Below are 15,836 nucleotides of genomic sequence, written 5' to 3'. Positions count from 1 at the left end.
GCGCAATGTCGTATCTGCGCCGGGGGCTGGCGCTGTTGATACTGCTGACCAGCGGCATGTCCGCTGCCAGTTGTAAGGGCAAAGAGGCTGACGAGTGGCTGACCGCCCAACTCGTCGACAACAAGATCGTGCTCACTGTCGGTGGACAGTGTGGGGCGCAGAGCTATCTGCGCCGCCTCGAGGTCGCCGACACCGTCACCCCCAATCCGTCCGGTTCTGGATCACCTCGCCATCTATTGTGGGCGGTTCGCCGCCTCGACCCCTCCACCGCCACCCCGACCGTGACCGTCGGCCAGGTGCCGACCGGTTTCGACGAACTCACCCCGATGGGGTCGCTGACCTGGCCCATCTCGCTCGACGTGTGGACAAACTTCCGGTACGGCGTGGACATCCCGCAGGGTGACCTCTCCGGCGGGGCGGCCAAGAAGTACGCACCGCAGCCGATCTGGAACGAAAAATCCGAGGTGCAGCCGCCTAAGTGCTGAAGTGGCGGGTCGCCGCCCGGACCAGGTCGGCGACGGTTCGGGAGCGGCTGTGAGCCGGCCAGGCGATGACCGCGATCACCGCCGGGGCGTCCACGACCGGCACGGCGACGAGGCCTTCGCGCAGGTTGGCGCGGCAGGACTCGGGCAGGATCGCGGTGGTGCGGCCCAGCGCGACCAGCTGCAACAGTTGGGTTTGGTTGTGGGCCTCGGCGCCGGGGCCGTCGGGGTACGTGCCGTCCGGGCCGGGCCAGCGGGCCGGCGGCAGCTCGGGCATGGAGGTGACCTCGGCCAGCCGGAGGTGTGGCCGGGTGGCGTACGGATGGGCGGCGGGCAGGATCGCGACCTGCTGCTCGGTGCTCAGGACCTCGGTGTCCAGGCCGGCCACCGAGTCGAACGGCTGATGCAGCAGCGCCACGTCGGCCCGCCCGTCGTGCAGAGCCTGATCGGTGTGCGATTCGCAGAGCAGTAGGTCGACCGGCACCGCCCCGGGCTCGGCGGCGTAGGCGTCGAGCAACTTCGTCAGCAGTTGGTCGGAGGTGCCGGTCTTGGTGGCCAGCACCAGCGAGGGCCGGCTCGTCCCGGCCTGCCGGGTGCGCCGGCCGGCCGCGGCCAGCGCGCCGAGGACCGCCCGCCCCTCGTCGAGCAGCACCGTCCCGGCCGCGGTCAGCGCGACCTTGCGGCTGGTGCGGTCGAGCAGGGTGGTCCCGAGCTGCTCCTCGAGCTGGCCGATCGCCCGGGACAGCGATGGCTGGGTGATGCCCAGGCGGTCGGCGGCCCGGCCGAAATGCAGTTCCTCGGCGACCGCCACGAAGTACCGCAACTCCCGCGTCTCCACCCGGCCACCCTACCGCCCGATCGATAGCCTGCGGCTATTGGTTGGTGCGGTTCAGGCTGTTGGTCCGGAGCCGGTGCGCGGCCAGGATCGGGGCATGAGCGAGAAGACGTATGCGCTGGTCACCGGCGCGAACAAGGGAATCGGGTACGAGATCGCGGCCGGCCTCGGTGCGCTCGGCCACGTCGTCGGTGTCGGCGCCCGCAACGAGCAGCGCCGCGACGATGCCGTGGCGAAACTGCGCGCGGCCGGGGTGGACGCGTTCGGGGTGCCCCTGGACGTGACCGACGACGCGAGCGTGGCGGCCGCCGCGGAACTGCTGCGGGAGCGGGCCGGGCGGCTCGACGTGCTGGTCAACAACGCCGGCATCATCGCCGACGTCTGGCCGGACAGCCCGTCGGTGATCACCCCGGCAATCCTGCGGTCAGTGCTCGACACCAACGTGCTCGGCGTCGTGCGGGTCACCAACGCGATGTTGCCGCTGCTGCGCCGCTCGGCCCACCCGCGGATCGTCAATCAGTCCAGCCACCTCGGCTCGCTGACGCTGCAGACCACGCCGGGCGTCGAGTTCGGACCGGGCAGCGGGGCCTACACGCCGTCGAAGACCTTCGTCAACGCGATCACCGTGCAATACGCCAAGGAACTGCGCGACACCACCATAAAAATCAACATCAGCTGCCCCGGGTACGTGGCGACCGACCTCAACGGATTCCAGGGCACCAGCACGCCCGCCGACGGCGCCGCGATCGCGATCCGGCTCGCCACCCTGCCGGATGACGGCCCGACCGGCGGGATGTTCGACGCCGACGGTGTCGTTCCCTGGTAACCGGTCAGCCGGGGGTAAGCAGGTAGCGGGTTCCCGGGCGGGCGGTGAACGTGACGCGCTCACCGTCGCGCACGGCGCCGGTCAGGCGGACGCCGGCCGCCCAGGCCGCGCAGCGCAGGGTTATCGGGCCGCCGTGACCGGCCGTTACCGCCACCTCGTGCGCGACCCCGGCCGACCACGCTATGTCGACGGTCAGGTCGCCGCGGGCGCGCAGGCCGGTCACCGAGCCGGACGGCCAGGCTGAGGGCAGGGCCGGCAGGATGTGGACCTCGTCGCCGTGCGACTGCAGCAGCATCTCGATGATGCCGGCGGTGGCGCCGAAGTTGCCGTCGATCTGGAACGGCGGGTGGGTGTCCCAGAGGTTGGCCAGGGTGCTGGTTCGCAGCTGCTCGCTCAGCATCAGGTGGGCGTGGTCGCCGTCCAGCAGCCGCGCCCAGAAGTTGATCTTCCAGGCCTTGCTCCAGCCGGTGCCGCCATCGCCTCGCGCCCGCAGCGTCACCTCGGCCGCCCGGGCCAGGTCGGGGGTCGAGGCCGGGGAGATCTGCCGGCCCGGGTGCAGGCCGAACAGTTGGGAGGTGTGCCGGTGGTGGTCGGCCGGATCGTCCCCGTCGGTCTTCCATTCCTGAAGCTGACCCCAGCTGCCGATCCGGGTGCCCGGATCTAGCCGTTGCAAGGCCGCCGCCACCTCGGCGCCGAACGGTTCGTCGCCCAATTCCGCGGCCGCCTCGGTGACCGCGGTGAACAGGTCCCAGACGATCTGCTGGGACATCGCGGCGCCGGCCGAGAAATCGCCGTGCTCGGGGGAGTAACTGGGGGAGACCACGAGGGTGCCGTCGCGCGGATCGACGATCAGTTCGGCCAGCCAGAAACGGGCCACCTCGCGCATCACCGGGTAGGCCCGGTCGCGCAGGAAACCCTTGTCCAGGGTGAACCGGTAATGGTCGTAGAAATGGTGGGCCAGCCAGGCCGCCGCCTCGGGGAACCAGAACGCGGTCGGCCAGTCGTGCACCCCGGTGAAACCGAACGGGTTGGTCTCGTTGTGCACCACCCAGCCGGGGCTGTCGAACATCTCCCGCGCGGTTCGGGCGCCGGGCGCTCGAAGCGCTTCGACGAATGCGAAGAACGGGCCGGTGGTGTCGCCGAGGTTGGCCGGGTCGGCGAGCCAGTAGTTCATCTGGATATTGATGTTCGTGTGGTAATCGCCGCTCCACGGCGCCATCTCGTACGCGTTCCAGACGCCCTGCAGATTGGCCGGCAGCACGTCGCCGTCCCGGCTCGAGGCGATCAGCAGATACCGGCCGTACTGGAAGAAGAGCTCCTCTAGCGCCGGGTCGGCGCCCTGGTAGGCGGCCAGAACCTGGTCGGTCGGCCGGTCCGGCATCCGCTGCCCGAGGTCCAGCCGCACCCGGTCGAAAAGACCGCGGTGGTCGCGCCGATGCGCTTCCCACAATTGCGGGTACGGGATGACAGCCGCCCGGTCGAGATCAGCCGTAACCCGAGGACCCGGAGCGGGGCCGCGGTATTCGGGATAGACGTCGCTGTAGTCGGTTCCGGCTGCGATGAGGATCGTCGCGCGGTCGGCCGCCGTCACCGTGATCTTGCCGTCCGCGCTATCCGTGCGGGTGCCGCCCTCGGCGAGGATCTGCACCTGCCCCTCGAAACGGAGGCCGTTGTCGGTCAGTGCGCCGGCGGTCGTGATCCGGCCGTTCGCGGCAGTAGACGTGGCCGTCCGATTGGCCGGCAGCCGCACGGCCGCGGTGAAGGTGACCTGGCCGGGCTGGTCCGCGCTCAGATTGACGACGATCACCCGGTGCGGATGGCTGACGAAATGCTCCCGGCGGTGCCGCACGCCGTCCACGGTGTATTCGACGGTGGCGATCGCGTCGGCGATGTCCAGCGCACGCCGGTAATCCGTCACCGGACCGGCCGGCATGGTGAGGATGAGTTCGCCGAAGCTCTGATAACTGCCGTACCCGGCTTTCGGCTGCCCGAGCGCCGCCGCCACTTCGGCGGGCGAAACGCGTACCCGGGCATTGATCTGGTCTTGAATTTCGGCAATGGCTCCCGGCCGGGGTTGCCGCCAGTTCCCGAAGTCGTGCGGCCCGCCGGTCCACAGCGTCTTCTCGTTGAACTGGATCGCCTCGACCCCGACCCGCCCGAAAATCATCGCCCCGAGCATGCCGTTGCCGATCGGCAGAGCCTGACTCTCCCAGTCACCGGCCGGCGCGTCGTACCAGAGCGTGAGCAAGTCCCCTCCCGAGGGCGATCGAAAGACGTCGGGTCAGCGTAGAAGAGCGAATGTGGCGCGCATGTCGTTGACCAGGATTTCGGGCTGTTCGAGTGCGAAGAAGTGTCCGCCTTCGGCGGGTTCGTTGAAGAAGACGATGTCGGCGTAGCGGCGTTCGAGTTGCCGGCGAGACCGTCGGACCGCTTCCTTGGGCGGCATGGTGAATCCGACCGGTGTGGTGATCGGGTCCTCGATCCGTGCCGGCGACGACCATCCGGCCTGGTTCATCTCCCAATACAGGCGCGCGGCACTGGTGCCCGAATTCGGCAGCCAGTAGAGCATGATGTCGTCGAGCATCTCGTCGAGGGTGAAGGACGCTTCGGCGTCGCCCGGGGTTCCGCAGGTGTCCTGGAACATCGCATAGATCCAGGCCGCGAGCCCCACCGGGGAGTCGGCGAGGGAATAGCCGATGGTCTGCGGACGGGTCTGTTGCTCTTTGGCGTAACCGGAGAGGTTGTCCCAGAAGTATTTCGCGTCCGCGAGAGCCGCCCGTTCCTCGGGGGTCGCCTCTCGGATCTCGTCCGGGGTGGGGCCGAACATGGCGAAGTTCAGATGCGAGCCGATGAACCCGGCCGGCTTCAGTTTCGCGATCTCGTCGGTGACGGCGCATCCGAGGTCGCCGCCCTGCGCGCCCCACCGGTCGTAACCGAGACGGCCCATGAGGACGACCCAGGCCCGGGCGATCCGGGGGATGTCCCAGCCGGTCTCGGCGGGCTTGGCCGAGAATCCGAAACCCGGCAGGTTCGGGATGACCAGGTGAAACGCCTGACGGGGGTCTCCCCCGAAGGAGGCCGGGTCGCTGAGCGGGCCGATGACCTTGCGGAACTCCAGCACCGAGCCGGGCCAGCCGTGCGTCAGGACCAGCGGGAGCGCGTCGGGTTCCGGGGAGCGGACGTGGAGGAAGTCGATGTCGAGGCCGTCGATCGTGGTGCGGTACTGGCCCCAGCCGTTCAGCTCGTCCTCGACTGCTCGCCAGTCGTAGCCGTCGCGCCAGTGGTCGGTGAGAGCCTGCAGCTTCCTGACGGTCGGTCCCACCATCGATGGGATCGCTGCCCGGGCCCGGGCAGCGATGACGACGATGTACCGCCGCTGGGCCGACAAGAGTGAACTCGTCGCCGACGCGCTACGCCGCCGAGCGCAAGGCCCGGAACCCGAGGTGCCCGACACCGGCACCCTCCGTGGAGACCTCCTGCTCACCGTTCAGGAGATCGCACAGACCCTCGCCGGCGGCCCGGGACCCTCGCTGATCGGGCTGCTCGAAGCGATCCGGGACGACGCCGCACTGCGTGACCTCATCGGCTCCCAAATCACCCAGCGCAGCCACGAGGTCGGACACATCATCTGCGCTCGCGCCGGCGCCCGCGGCGAGAAGATCGACGTTCGCCGGTCGGATGCCGTGCTCGAGCTCGCATTCGCGAAGGTCTTCACCGACACCCTCTTCCACGGGGGCATCCCGGACACTCCCGCGTTCGAACGCCTCGTCGACCACGTGATCCTTCCCCTGCTGCGTTCCCGGAGTGATTCCATCTTGTCGCGTGTCATCATCTTTTCGGATATGTCAGGGTGCCGGGTCGGGCATCGACGCTCTCCGTTTGTGTGACCTGGGTAACGGTCTTATGTTCACGGCGTAGCCGACCGGCCGGGCGTCCACCGCGCCCCGTCTCCGGCCGCTCCGAACGGAGACGCCCATGAAACGCACGCTTCCGGCAGCCGTCCTGACTCTCACTCTCGCGCTCGCCGCCGGCTGCGACGGTGGTGGGGGCGGCGACGCCGCCAAGGCCAACGCCGCCTCCGGGCCGATCACCATCTGGCTCTCCAACAACCAGGAAGAACTGGCCTGGGGCAAGGCGATGGTGGCGGCCTGGAACACCGCGCACGCCGACCAGGCGATCACCGCGCAGGAGATCCCGGCCGGTAACACCTCGGAGGAGGTCATCGGGGCCGCCATCACGGCCGGTAACGCACCCTGCCTGATCTTCAACACCGCGCCGGCCGCGGTGCCGCAGTTCCAGAAGCAGGGCGGGCTGGTCGCGCTGGACACCTTCGACGGTGCCGCGCAGTACATCGCCGACCGCACCGGGGCGACGGCTGACCAGTACAAATCGCCGGACGGCAAGTTCTATCAGATGCCGTGGAAGTCCAACCCGGTGATGATCTTCTACAACAAGGGTCTCTTCGCCAAAGCGGGCCTGGATTCCGAGAAGCCGGCCCTGTCCACCTACGACGAGTTCCTGACCGCGGCCCGCAAGCTCAAGGCGTCCGGAACAGCCGCCATCTATCCGGCGCCGAGCAGCGAGTTCTTCCAGTCCTGGTTCGACTTCTACCCGCTGTTCGCGGCCGAGAGCGACGGCAAGCAACTCGTGCAGGACGGCAAGGCGCAGTTCAACTCGCCCGAGGGGCAGAAGGTCGCCGCGTTCTGGAAGACGCTGTACGACGAGGGCCTCGCGCCCAAGGAGAAGTACAACGGCGACTCGTTCGGCGACCAGAAGGCGGCCATGGCGATCGTCGGGCCGTGGGCGATCGCGGTCTACGGCGACAAGGTCAAGTGGGGCGCGGTTCCGGTGCCCACCTCGACCGGGAAGCCGGCCGAGCAGATCAAGACGTTCAGCGACGCCAAGAACGTGGCCATGTACAGCGCCTGCCAGAACCGGGCCACCGCGTGGGAGGTGCTGAAGTTCGCCACCAGCAAGGAGCAGGACGGCGAACTGCTGAACAAGACCGGTCAGATGCCATTGCGTACGGGTGTCGCCGCCACCTATCCCGACTACTTCACCAAGAATCCCGCCTACCGGCAGTTCGCCGACCAGGCCGCGCGCACCGTCGAGGTGCCCAACGTGCCCAACTCGGTGGCGATCTGGCAGACGTTCCGGGACGCGTACTCCCAGTCGGTGATCTTCGGTAAGCAGCCGGTGGCCGACGCGTTCGCCGGGGCCGCGGAGAAGGTCGACCAGCTCGCCAGCGGCTCATGAGAGTCCTCGGCCGGCACCCGGTCGGGATGATCCTGTCGGCACCGTACGCGGTCTATCTCGCGGTGATCTTCGCGTATCCCCTGGGGTTCGCGGTCTGGATGAGCTTCCACGACTACTTCTTCGCGGCGCCCGGTGCCATCGTCGACCACCCGTTCGTCGGGCTGGACAACTACCGGGCGGTGCTCACTGATCCCGGCGTACACCAGGCCTTCCAGAATATTTTGATCTTCCTGGTGATCAACGTGCCGCTGACCACCGGGCTCGCCCTGGTGCTGGCGGTGGCGCTCAACCGGGCGGTGCACGGGCGGGCGTTCCTGCGGGTCGCGTTCTACGTGCCGTACGTGACGGCCAGCGTCGCCGTGGTCGGCGTCTGGCTGTTCCTGTTCAACTCCGGCGGCCTGGTCAACTCGGTGCTCGGACCGCTCGCCCCGGACCCGTCCTGGCTGATCAACGAGCACCTGGCCATGCCGACCATCGCCGTGTTCGTCACCTGGAAGCAGCTCGGGTTCTTCATCCTGCTCTACCTGGCCGCTCTGCAGAACGTGCCGAAGGAGCTGTACGAGTCGGCCGCGGTCGACGGCGCCTCGGCCTGGCATCGGTTCTGGTCGGTGACCGTGCCGGCCGTCCGCCCGGCCACCGCGCTCGTGGTGATCCTGGCGCTGATCACCGGCGCCAACCTGTTCACCGAGCCGTACCTGCTCACCGGGGGCGGCGGGCCGAACGGCGCGTCCGCCTCGCCGGTGCTGGTCATGTACCAGCGCGGCCTCCAGCAGGGCGAACCCGACTTCGCGGCGGCGCTCGGCGTCCTGCTGGTCCTCGGCGTGCTGATCGTCGCCTATATCAATCGCCGGCTCATCGAGAGGGACTGACGTGAAAGCGGTGCGCTATGTCGTCCTCTTCGCCGGGGCGCTCATCTTCCTCTTTCCGTTCTACTACATGCTGATCGGCTCGCTGCAATCCGCACCGGACACTTCTATAACTGGTGCTTTCCCTACATCCGGGCTGACGCTCGACAACTACGCCGACATCAACTCGCGGGTCGACCTGGTCGGCTCGCTGATCAACTCGGGGATCTTCACCGGCGGCGTGCTGCTCGGCACGGTCGTCTTCGGCGTCCTGGCCGGCTATGCCCTCGCGCGGCTGCGGTTCCGCGGCCGCGGCACGCTGTTCGTGCTGGTGCTGCTCGTTCAGGTGATCCCGTTCCAGCTGCTGCTCATCCCGCTGTACGTGCTGATCGTGCGCGGCTACGGCCTGGCCGACTCGTACCTCGGGATGATCCTGCCGTTCGCGATCAACACCACGGCGGTCTTCATCTTCCGGCAGTTCTTCCTGCAGCTGCCGGACGACCTGTTCGCCGCGGCCCGCCTGGACGGTGCCGGTGAGCTGCGGGTGCTCTGGTCGGTCGCGCTGCCGCTGGTGCGGCCCGCGCTGCTGACCGCGGTCCTGCTGACCTTCATCGGGCCGTGGAACGAGTTCCTGTGGCCGTTTCTGGTCACCAAGCAGGCCGACATGCAACCCCTCGCGGTCTCGCTGGCCAACTACATCAGCAACGTGTCGGCCCGGGCCGCCAACCCGTTCGGCGCCATCCTGGCCGGCGCCTGCGTCCTCGCGGCCCCGGCGGTCGGCCTCTTCATCGCCTTCCAGCGACACTTCGTCTCCAGCGACCTCGGCTCCGGAGTCAAAGGCTGATGATCATTCCGTACGGCCTGAGCCGGCTGGGCGTGGTCATGGAGCCGGACCTGACCTCTCCGTTCGAGGCGATGGGTGTGCTGAATCCGGGCAGCGGGCGCACCCCGGACGGGCGGCTGCATCTGCTGCCCCGGATGGTGGCGGCCGGCAACGTGTCCCGGATCGGGCTGGCCTCGGTATCCCTTCGCGACGGGGTGCCGGTCGGAGTCGTCCGCCGGGGCGTCGTCCTGGCGCCGGACGAGGGCTGGGAGCAGGGTGTCGGCAACGCGGGCGTCGAGGACCCGCGCGTCACCTGGGTGCCCGATCTCGATCAGCACGTCATGACGTACGTCGCCTTCGGGCCGTTGGGTCCTCGGCTGGCCCTGGCCGTCTCCGGCGATCTGGTGTCGTGGCGGCGGCTCGGCCCGGTGCTGTTCGACTACCAGCCGGATCTTTCCAGCGACCTGAACCTGTTCCCCAACAAGGACGCGGTGTTCTTCCCTTCGCCGGTGCCGGGACCGGGCGGTCCCTGCTTCGCGATGCTGCACCGGCCGATGTGGGACCTCGGGCTGATTCGCGCCGGTGAAGGGGTGCATCGGCCGGCCGGGATCAGCGATCCGCGGCCCGGGATCTGGATCTCCTATGTGCCGGTCGACGAGGTGCTGGCCGACGTCACGGCGTTGGTGCGGCTCCGGGGGCATCGCTGTGTGGCGTTGCCGGAGTTCGGCTATGAGGAGCTGAAGATCGGGGCCGGGCCGCCGCCGCTGCGGGTGCCCGAAGGTTGGCTGCTGCTGCATCACGGGGCTACCGGCTACATTCCGCCCGGCTGGGACCCCACCGGGCAGGACGTCACGTATGCGGCCGGGGCGATGCTGCTCGACCCGGCCGATCCGGGGCGCGTTCTCGCCCGTACCCCTGCGCCGATTCTTGTTCCGTCTGCCGAGGGTGAGCAGCGGGGCCTGGTTCCCGGGGTTGTCTTTCCCACCGCCATCGAGCAGGTCGACGGAGTCCACTACGTCTTCTACGGCATGGCGGACTCCCGGATCGGCGTGGCTCGCCTGGACCGACTCACCGAAGGAGCGCGCCCATGAAACGCCGTTCTGTCCTGATGGGCAGCGGGTTGATCCTGACCGCACCCCTCCTTCGGCTGGAGACAGCTCCGCTCACCAATCTGTCCCACCTGGACTTCCTGCGAGATCGCGTGACGCCGCCGGCGCAGGCGGGGCACACCACCTACGGGGGATCGGCCCTCGGCGTGCTGTGGACCTACGCCGAGCCGAACCCGGACGGGACCTACCGCCGGATCGGCGGGGGAGCGTATGACCCGGCCACCGACACTTACGGCCAGGGCGCCTACAACGCCGACGACATCGCCCGCGCCGCGGTCGTCTATCTGCGGCATTGGCAACAGACCGGTTTGGTACGCAGCCGGGATGCCTCCCGTGAGTTGCTTCGTGGCCTGACCTATCTGCAGAGTCCGTCCGGCAACGTCGTTCTCTGGATGCAGCCGGACGGCACCCTCCACCCGAGCGCCGAGCCACCGGAACTACCCGATCCGTCGGACAGCGGGCCGTCCTACTGGCTGGCGCGCACGGTGTGGGCGTTGGGCGAGGGATACGCGGCCTGGCGCACCGCCGATCCGGCCTTCGCGACGTTCCTGCGGCAGCGGCTCGACCTGGCCATCGCCGCCCTGGACCGTCAGGTCCTCACCCGCTACGGCACGTGGCAGACGATTGACGGCACGCGAGCTCCGGCCTGGCTGATCGTCGACGGCGCGGACGCGACCGCCGAGGCCGTCCTCGGCCTGGCCGCATACGTCTCGTCCGGTGGGTCGGGGATCGCCAAGCGAGCGCTGCGGCAGTTTGCTGAGGGGATCGCGGCGATGGCCGGTGGGGGTCCGCGTTCGTGGCCGTTCGGGGCCGTGCGGCCCTGGGCGCTCTCCCTCTCCGACTGGCATGCCTGGGGATCGCAGATGCCGGCCGCCCTGGCCCGAGCCGGTGAAGCGCTGGGCGACGCGCGGCTGATGCGGACGGCAGTGACCGACGGCGCGGTCTTCACGCCCTGGCTGCTCACCTCCGGCGGGCCCGACAACGGACGCCTGCCCACCCGGGTCGACCGGAGCCAGATCGCCTACGGGGTCGACTCGCGCTTGCAGTCCCTGCTGGCCGTGCCCGACCGGCCCGGTCTCCGCCAGCTCGCCGGGATCGTCGCCGCCTGGTATTTCGGGGCCAACGCGGCCGGCGTCCCCGCCTACGACCCGGCCACCGGCCGCACCGTGGACGGCATCAGCGGCGACGGCACGGTCAACCGCAACGCCGGCGCCGAATCCACCATCCACGGCCTGCTGAGCATGCTGGCCCTGGACGCCCACCCCGGCGTCGCGTCGATCGCGCGCCAGGGCCACATCCTCGACCGGGCCGGAACGACCACTCTGGAAGCCGAACAGGCCGTCCTCACCGGCGGCGCCACGGTGGTCACACCCGCGTCGGCCTGGACCGGGGAGTCGGCGTACAGCAACGGCGCCTACGTGCGGATGCCCGCCGGTGCCGCCGTCCGCTGGCAGCTGCCGGAGCTCACCCAGCCCCACCTGGTGCTCCCGGTCGCCAACCTGCAGCCCGACAGCGCCGCGATCACCCGCTGGTCGCCCGGGGGAGTGCTGCGGCACCGCATCGGCGCGCAGGGCACCTCGCCGGCGCCCGGCGCGTTGCTGCCGGTGACCCTCCCCGGCGAGCTGTTGCCCGGCCGCACCGACCTGACCGCCATCGCGTCCGGCGGCGAGGCCATCCTGGACGCGGTCATGCTGGAACCGCTGATCTCCCGCTACGTGATCGGCGGCAACGGCCACACCACGGCCCTGCTCCGCAGCGCCGCCACCACCCCGCGAACCGTGAACCTGACGGTGACCGGCACAGCCCGAGCGACAATCGACAGCTACGACGCGACCGGCATTCGCCGAGCCACCGCGACCACCTCAGCGATGGAGGTCCGGGCCCTGGTCCTGCCCGGCGGCTTCACCATCATCCGGAGGTGAGGTTCAAGCCTGCAGGGCCATCTCGGTCTTGGTGCGCTGGTGGCCGGCCGGGGCTACCCCGTAATTGCGCAGCGCGGTGGAGATCCGGGCCGCCACCGCGGCGGCCTCGTCGACCGGGCACTTGGCGGAGAGCTCGAGCAGGTCGGAACCGTCCGGGTAGCGCCAGCGCTCGGCGGTCAGCCCGCGAGCGAAGCCGCGCAGCTTGAGGTTGTGGCACCGCACGTCGATCGGCCCGAACACGGTCAGGTCGCGCAGGCGGACGCCCTTAGGGGCGTACCTGGAGAACAGCCGGCGCTGCCGGGCCGACAACAGGCTGGTCAGCGGCCGCCCGGCCGCCAGGGTGCGGGCGACGGCGCCGCGGTCCAGCCGCTTCTTCAGCGCACCCGAGCAGACCGACTGGCCGGGCAGCGCGTCGATCTCCATCCGGAACCGGTCGGCGTCCCGCAGCCAGCCCGGCACCCGGCCAGGGCGGACCGGCCGCAGCTTGATCACCGCGTCGTCCCGCTCCCGGGACCGGTCGCGGAACCGGAGGATCACGCCGTGCCGGTAGAGGTCCAGGTCGGGGGTGTCCAGGAAGTAGACCCGGCGGTTCGGCCGGCGGTCGGGGTCGAGGCCCAGCGACCGGCCGCCGCGCTCCGGCACCACCAGTTTCAGCTCGACGTGCTCGACCTGACCGGCGAGGTTGCGCAACGGCTCCCGCTGCCAGAATCCCGCCGTCTGCTTCAACGTGTCCCCTTCGGTTGCACCGACCCTCAGCCACGGCCGAGGGCGGGGAACACGTACCCCCGTCCACCTTCCGTTAACCTTCCGTACACCCCAAGGGTACCTGATGCCGAAGGCGCAGCTCAGGGGCAGGCCGTGGCGACGAACGTGGGGTGGGTGCCGCGGGTGAACCGGCAGCCGAAGGTGGGTGACGCGACCACCTTCGGGTTGAGGATGGCGTCGCCGGCCGGGCGGTGGCCGGTCTGGATCCAGGTGGTCAGGGCGTCGAAGGCCTCGGTCAGCTCGGGCTGGGTGAAGTCGCAGTGGCCGGTGCCACGGATCGCCCGGGACACGAAATTCCCCGCCCGGCCGTGGGCGGCGGCCCGGGACGCGTAGATCTGTTCCATCGAGAACGGGACGAACAGGTCGCCGATGTCGTGCAGGGAGAGGACCGGGATGCGCGGGTTGCCATCCACCCGCGGGATGCCGGCCAGGCCCGGGTCGGCCGAGGCGGTGTGCTTCACGCGCAGGACCGACGCGTTCAGCCGCCACTCCGCGGCGGTCGGCCGGCGCCGGTCGGTGCTGCGATAGAACGTGAACCGGTTGTCGGTGACGTTGCCGGGGGCGATGTTCGAGGTGCCGCCGCTCAGACCGGGGTAGAGGCCGAACAGGAACGGCAGGTCGTTGAGCGGGGCCAGCGAGGTCGCGGTGTTCCAGTAGGAGAAGGCGCCGTCGAAGCCGGGCCGCTCGCCGCCGGTGCGCCGCTCCACCACGTCCGACCAGGTCTTCCCGGTGGCGGTCAGGACCGGTGGCCGACCGGCCGTCACGCCGAGCGCGGGCAGGATCCGGGCCACCTGGGCGCGCCATTCGTCCTGATAGGAGTCCGGCGGCACGGTGCGCGGGAAGCTGATCTTCACGTCGGTCAGCGCGGCGGCGGTGACGTTGGCGTCCAGGAAGTAGTCGAACAGCGAGGTGTCGCCCAGGACCCCGCAGTACGGCATGGCGCCGCTGAACGTGCGCGGGTAGGTCTCGATGGCCACCGCGGTGACCTGGCCGCCCATCGACTCGCCGGTCATGATGACGCTGCGCGGAGCAAAGCCGGTCAACTGCCGGAAAAGACCGATCAGGCCGTACGAGTCACGCACGCCCTGCCCCACGTCGTAGCCGTTTGTCGCGTAGCTGGAGGCGGCCCACGCGTAGCCGGTGTCGAGGTAGTGCTGCCGCAGGTCGGGATTGTCCACGTAGACGGTGGTGCCGGTGCCGCGGTAGCCGTGCGCGTACACCACGAGCTTGCCGTTCCAGCCGGCCGGCACCTCGATCCGGTAGGCCGCGCCGCCGGTGATTCCGGTGTGGACGGTGGCCCCGGGCAGGGCGGTGAACGGGGCGCCGTTCACCTCGCAGTTCGGGTCGAAGACGGTGTAGCCGGGCTGGGTGGTGCTCGGCACCGGAGCGACACAGGCCGCGGCCGACGCGGGCGACGCGACGGCGGTCAGCGGCAGGGCCAGGAGGACGGCGAGGGCGGCTCGTTTCGACCACGTGATCATCTGATTACCTCCGGGTAACATCCAACGGCTCGACGTTCACAGATGTCAAGGGAGGTGCCGGTCGGTACGGTGATGGCCCAGGCCGGACGGAGGTGGACCGAGCGTGTACGAGTGGGATCCGGTCGACCTGCGCCGGCGTCTCGAGCCGCTGCTACGGGAACTCGCCGTGGACGGCACCGGGGTGACCCTGCGTGAGCTGCGGCCCCGCCCGGAGGACTATCCGAAGGCCTTCACCGCGGCCGTCGTCGACCGGGCGCGGGAGCATTACGAGCGTCTATGGGCCGGGCCGGTCGACTTCCGCCACCCCGAGCCGGACGCGGTCGTCGAGGCCGAGGTGCTGCCGGCGGCCGGCAGCGCGACGCTGATGCCGGGCCGGGTCTGGGCCAGTTGGCGTTACGTGGTGCCGGGGCGGACCGCCGTGCTGTCCTACGACGGCCTGGTCTGGTGCGACTACCACTGGGCCTGGTTTCCCAAGCCGCACCGGCTATGACGACGGGGGAGCGGTGCTCGCCCGGGCCACCAGCGTGGTCGGCACCAGCACGGTCCCGGGCTCGCCGCGGTCGTCCCGGATCTGCGACAGCAGCCCCTGCACGCACCGCCGGCCGACCTCGGCGAAGTCCTGGTGGACGGTGGTGAGCGGCGGCAGGTAGGAGGCCGACTCGGGCAGGTCGTCGAAGCCGACCACGCTCACGTCCTGCGGCACCCGCCGGCCGTTCTCCTGCAGGGCCCGCAGCACGCCGAGGGCCATCTGGTCGTTCGCCGCGAAGATCGCGGTGCATTCCGGGCGGGCGGCGAGGCGCAGGCCCGCCTGGTAGCCGGAGGCGGCCGACCAGTCGCCGCGCTCGATCGGCGGGATCGGCCGGCCGGCGTCGGACAGCACCTCCCGCCAGGCCTGGGTCCGGCGCTCCGAGGAGTACGACTCCTCCGGCCCGGTCACGTGCCAGACGGTGTCGTGGCCCAATTCCAGCAGGTGCCGGACGGCCTGGCGGGCGCCGTCGGCCTGGTCGGTGTCGACGACCGGGTAGCGGTCGCCGGCGTCGGAGTCGACCACCACCACCTGCACGCCCGGCGGCAGCTGCAGCTCGACCGCGTCGAGCAGGTGCACCTCCATGATCACGATGACGCCGTCGACCGCGAGCTCGCCGAGCCGGGTGAACGCCCCGAGCACCCCGTCCTGGGTCGGCACCGCGACCGGGATGAGCGTGATCGCGTACCCCTCCTGGGCGGCCTGGGCCGCGATGGCCTCGACGGTCCGGCTGTTGCCGGTGGTCGCCAGGGTGAACAGGATGACGCCGAGCGTGCGGAACTCGCCGCTCTTGAGCGCCCGGGCCGCGCTGTTGGGGCGATAGCCCAGCTCGCGCATGGCGTCCAGCACCTGGCGGCGGGTCGACTCGACCACCCCGGGGTGGCCGGTGGAGACCCGGGAGACGGTTTGCGACGACACGCCGGCCAGGGCGGCGACATCGGCCATCGATACGCCGCGCGACCGGCG

The 15,836-nt window shown here is 70.1% G+C and carries 15 protein-coding genes; 9 read left to right on the top strand and 6 right to left on the bottom strand.

All coding sequences use genetic code 11. The features are described from left to right. The first annotated feature begins 5 nt into the window (after positions 1-5). The gene (locus Ate02nite_RS14570) at positions 6-485 is read left to right on the top strand and encodes a hypothetical protein (RefSeq protein ID WP_203805584.1); all 480 of its coding nucleotides are present in this window, start codon (positions 6-8) and stop codon (positions 483-485) included. Here Ate02nite_RS14570 and Ate02nite_RS14565 read toward each other — a convergent pair. Beyond that, positions 475-1,320: a LysR family transcriptional regulator gene (locus tag Ate02nite_RS14565; protein ID WP_203805582.1), complete on the bottom strand. Its 846-nt coding sequence runs from the start codon at positions 1,318-1,320 to the stop codon at positions 475-477. The genes Ate02nite_RS14570 and Ate02nite_RS14565 overlap by 11 nt on opposite strands. Positions 1,321-1,414: 94 nt before the next feature. On the opposite strand from Ate02nite_RS14565, the gene Ate02nite_RS14560 reads away from it, so the two are divergent. Further along, a complete protein-coding gene (locus Ate02nite_RS14560; protein ID WP_203805580.1) occupies positions 1,415-2,143 on the top strand; it encodes an SDR family oxidoreductase in 729 nt (242 codons plus the stop codon). Positions 2,144-2,147: 4 nt separating this feature from the next. On the opposite strand, the gene Ate02nite_RS14555 is transcribed toward Ate02nite_RS14560, so the two are convergent. Next, on the bottom strand, positions 2,148-4,391 hold the full coding sequence (locus Ate02nite_RS14555; RefSeq protein WP_203805578.1) for a glycoside hydrolase family 95 protein: 2,244 nt from the start codon (positions 4,389-4,391) through the stop codon (positions 2,148-2,150). A gap of 33 nt (positions 4,392-4,424) precedes the next feature. Continuing rightward, complete coding sequence (locus Ate02nite_RS14550) at positions 4,425-5,468, bottom strand: epoxide hydrolase family protein (protein ID WP_203805576.1); 1,044 nt, start codon at positions 5,466-5,468, stop codon at positions 4,425-4,427. Positions 5,469-5,508: 40 nt separating this feature from the next. Between Ate02nite_RS14550 and Ate02nite_RS14545 the strand changes: the two genes are divergently transcribed. From Ate02nite_RS14545 to Ate02nite_RS14520, 6 genes are all read left to right on the top strand, one after another. After that, positions 5,509-6,030, top strand: coding sequence for a TetR-like C-terminal domain-containing protein (locus Ate02nite_RS14545; protein WP_203805574.1), 522 nt, complete (start codon positions 5,509-5,511; stop codon positions 6,028-6,030). Between the two features lie 88 nt (positions 6,031-6,118). Then, positions 6,119-7,399 carry an extracellular solute-binding protein gene (locus Ate02nite_RS14540; protein WP_203805571.1) on the top strand — a complete coding sequence of 427 codons (1,281 nt, stop codon included), beginning with the start codon at positions 6,119-6,121 and terminating at the stop codon, positions 7,397-7,399. Then, entirely contained in the window at positions 7,396-8,268 is an 873-nt protein-coding gene (locus Ate02nite_RS14535; protein WP_203805569.1) for a carbohydrate ABC transporter permease, read from the top strand. The genes Ate02nite_RS14540 and Ate02nite_RS14535 overlap by 4 nt, the downstream gene beginning before the upstream one ends. 10 nt (positions 8,269-8,278) lie before the next feature. Continuing rightward, positions 8,279-9,088 carry a carbohydrate ABC transporter permease gene (locus Ate02nite_RS14530; RefSeq protein WP_203805567.1) on the top strand — a complete coding sequence of 270 codons (810 nt, stop codon included), beginning with the start codon at positions 8,279-8,281 and terminating at the stop codon, positions 9,086-9,088. Then, positions 9,088-10,158, top strand: coding sequence for a glycoside hydrolase family 130 protein (locus tag Ate02nite_RS14525; RefSeq protein WP_203805565.1), 1,071 nt, complete (start codon positions 9,088-9,090; stop codon positions 10,156-10,158). Before Ate02nite_RS14530 ends, Ate02nite_RS14525 begins: the two co-directional genes overlap by 1 nt. Continuing rightward, the gene (locus tag Ate02nite_RS14520) at positions 10,155-12,098 is read left to right on the top strand and encodes a hypothetical protein (RefSeq protein ID WP_203805563.1); all 1,944 of its coding nucleotides are present in this window, start codon (positions 10,155-10,157) and stop codon (positions 12,096-12,098) included. The genes Ate02nite_RS14525 and Ate02nite_RS14520 overlap by 4 nt, the downstream gene beginning before the upstream one ends. A gap of 3 nt (positions 12,099-12,101) precedes the next feature. On the opposite strand, the gene Ate02nite_RS14515 is transcribed toward Ate02nite_RS14520, so the two are convergent. Continuing rightward, positions 12,102-12,824, bottom strand: coding sequence for a CYTH domain-containing protein (locus tag Ate02nite_RS14515; protein ID WP_203805561.1), 723 nt, complete (start codon positions 12,822-12,824; stop codon positions 12,102-12,104). A 119-nt stretch (positions 12,825-12,943) separates the two neighbouring features. Continuing rightward, positions 12,944-14,344, bottom strand: coding sequence for an alpha/beta hydrolase family protein (locus tag Ate02nite_RS14510; RefSeq protein WP_203805560.1), 1,401 nt, complete (start codon positions 14,342-14,344; stop codon positions 12,944-12,946). A gap of 103 nt (positions 14,345-14,447) precedes the next feature. Between Ate02nite_RS14510 and Ate02nite_RS14505 the strand changes: the two genes are divergently transcribed. After that, entirely contained in the window at positions 14,448-14,834 is a 387-nt protein-coding gene (locus tag Ate02nite_RS14505) for a hypothetical protein (protein ID WP_203805558.1), read from the top strand. Here the strand turns inward: Ate02nite_RS14505 and Ate02nite_RS14500 are convergent. Then, complete coding sequence (locus Ate02nite_RS14500) at positions 14,829-15,815, bottom strand: LacI family DNA-binding transcriptional regulator (protein WP_203805825.1); 987 nt, start codon at positions 15,813-15,815, stop codon at positions 14,829-14,831. The genes Ate02nite_RS14505 and Ate02nite_RS14500 overlap by 6 nt on opposite strands. Positions 15,816-15,836: the final 21 nt, after the last annotated feature.

It is taken from the genome of Paractinoplanes tereljensis (assembly GCF_016862435.1).
GTDB lineage: Bacteria > Actinomycetota > Actinomycetes > Mycobacteriales > Micromonosporaceae > Actinoplanes > Actinoplanes tereljensis.
This window is presented reverse-complemented; position numbering and strand designations above follow the sequence as displayed.

What these genes read in the sequence shown, in the direction of transcription:
- Ate02nite_RS14545 (WP_203805574.1), top strand. Translation starts at nt 5,509, where the DNA reads ATGTACCGCCGCTGGGCCGACAAGAGTGAACTCGTCGCCGACGCGCTA.
- Ate02nite_RS14535 (WP_203805569.1), top strand. Translation starts at nt 7,396, where the DNA reads ATGAGAGTCCTCGGCCGGCACCCGGTCGGGATGATCCTGTCGGCACCG.
- Ate02nite_RS14520 (WP_203805563.1), top strand. Translation starts at nt 10,155, where the DNA reads ATGAAACGCCGTTCTGTCCTGATGGGCAGCGGGTTGATCCTGACCGCA.
- Ate02nite_RS14510 (WP_203805560.1), bottom strand. Translation starts at nt 14,344, where the DNA reads ATGATCACGTGGTCGAAACGAGCCGCCCTCGCCGTCCTCCTGGCCCTG.
- Ate02nite_RS14570 (WP_203805584.1), top strand. Translation starts at nt 6, where the DNA reads ATGTCGTATCTGCGCCGGGGGCTGGCGCTGTTGATACTGCTGACCAGC.
- Ate02nite_RS14525 (WP_203805565.1), top strand. Translation starts at nt 9,088, where the DNA reads ATGATCATTCCGTACGGCCTGAGCCGGCTGGGCGTGGTCATGGAGCCG.
- Ate02nite_RS14500 (WP_203805825.1), bottom strand. Translation starts at nt 15,815, where the DNA reads ATGGCCGATGTCGCCGCCCTGGCCGGCGTGTCGTCGCAAACCGTCTCC.
- Ate02nite_RS14540 (WP_203805571.1), top strand. Translation starts at nt 6,119, where the DNA reads ATGAAACGCACGCTTCCGGCAGCCGTCCTGACTCTCACTCTCGCGCTC.
- Ate02nite_RS14550 (WP_203805576.1), bottom strand. Translation starts at nt 5,468, where the DNA reads ATGGTGGGACCGACCGTCAGGAAGCTGCAGGCTCTCACCGACCACTGG.
- Ate02nite_RS14560 (WP_203805580.1), top strand. Translation starts at nt 1,415, where the DNA reads ATGAGCGAGAAGACGTATGCGCTGGTCACCGGCGCGAACAAGGGAATC.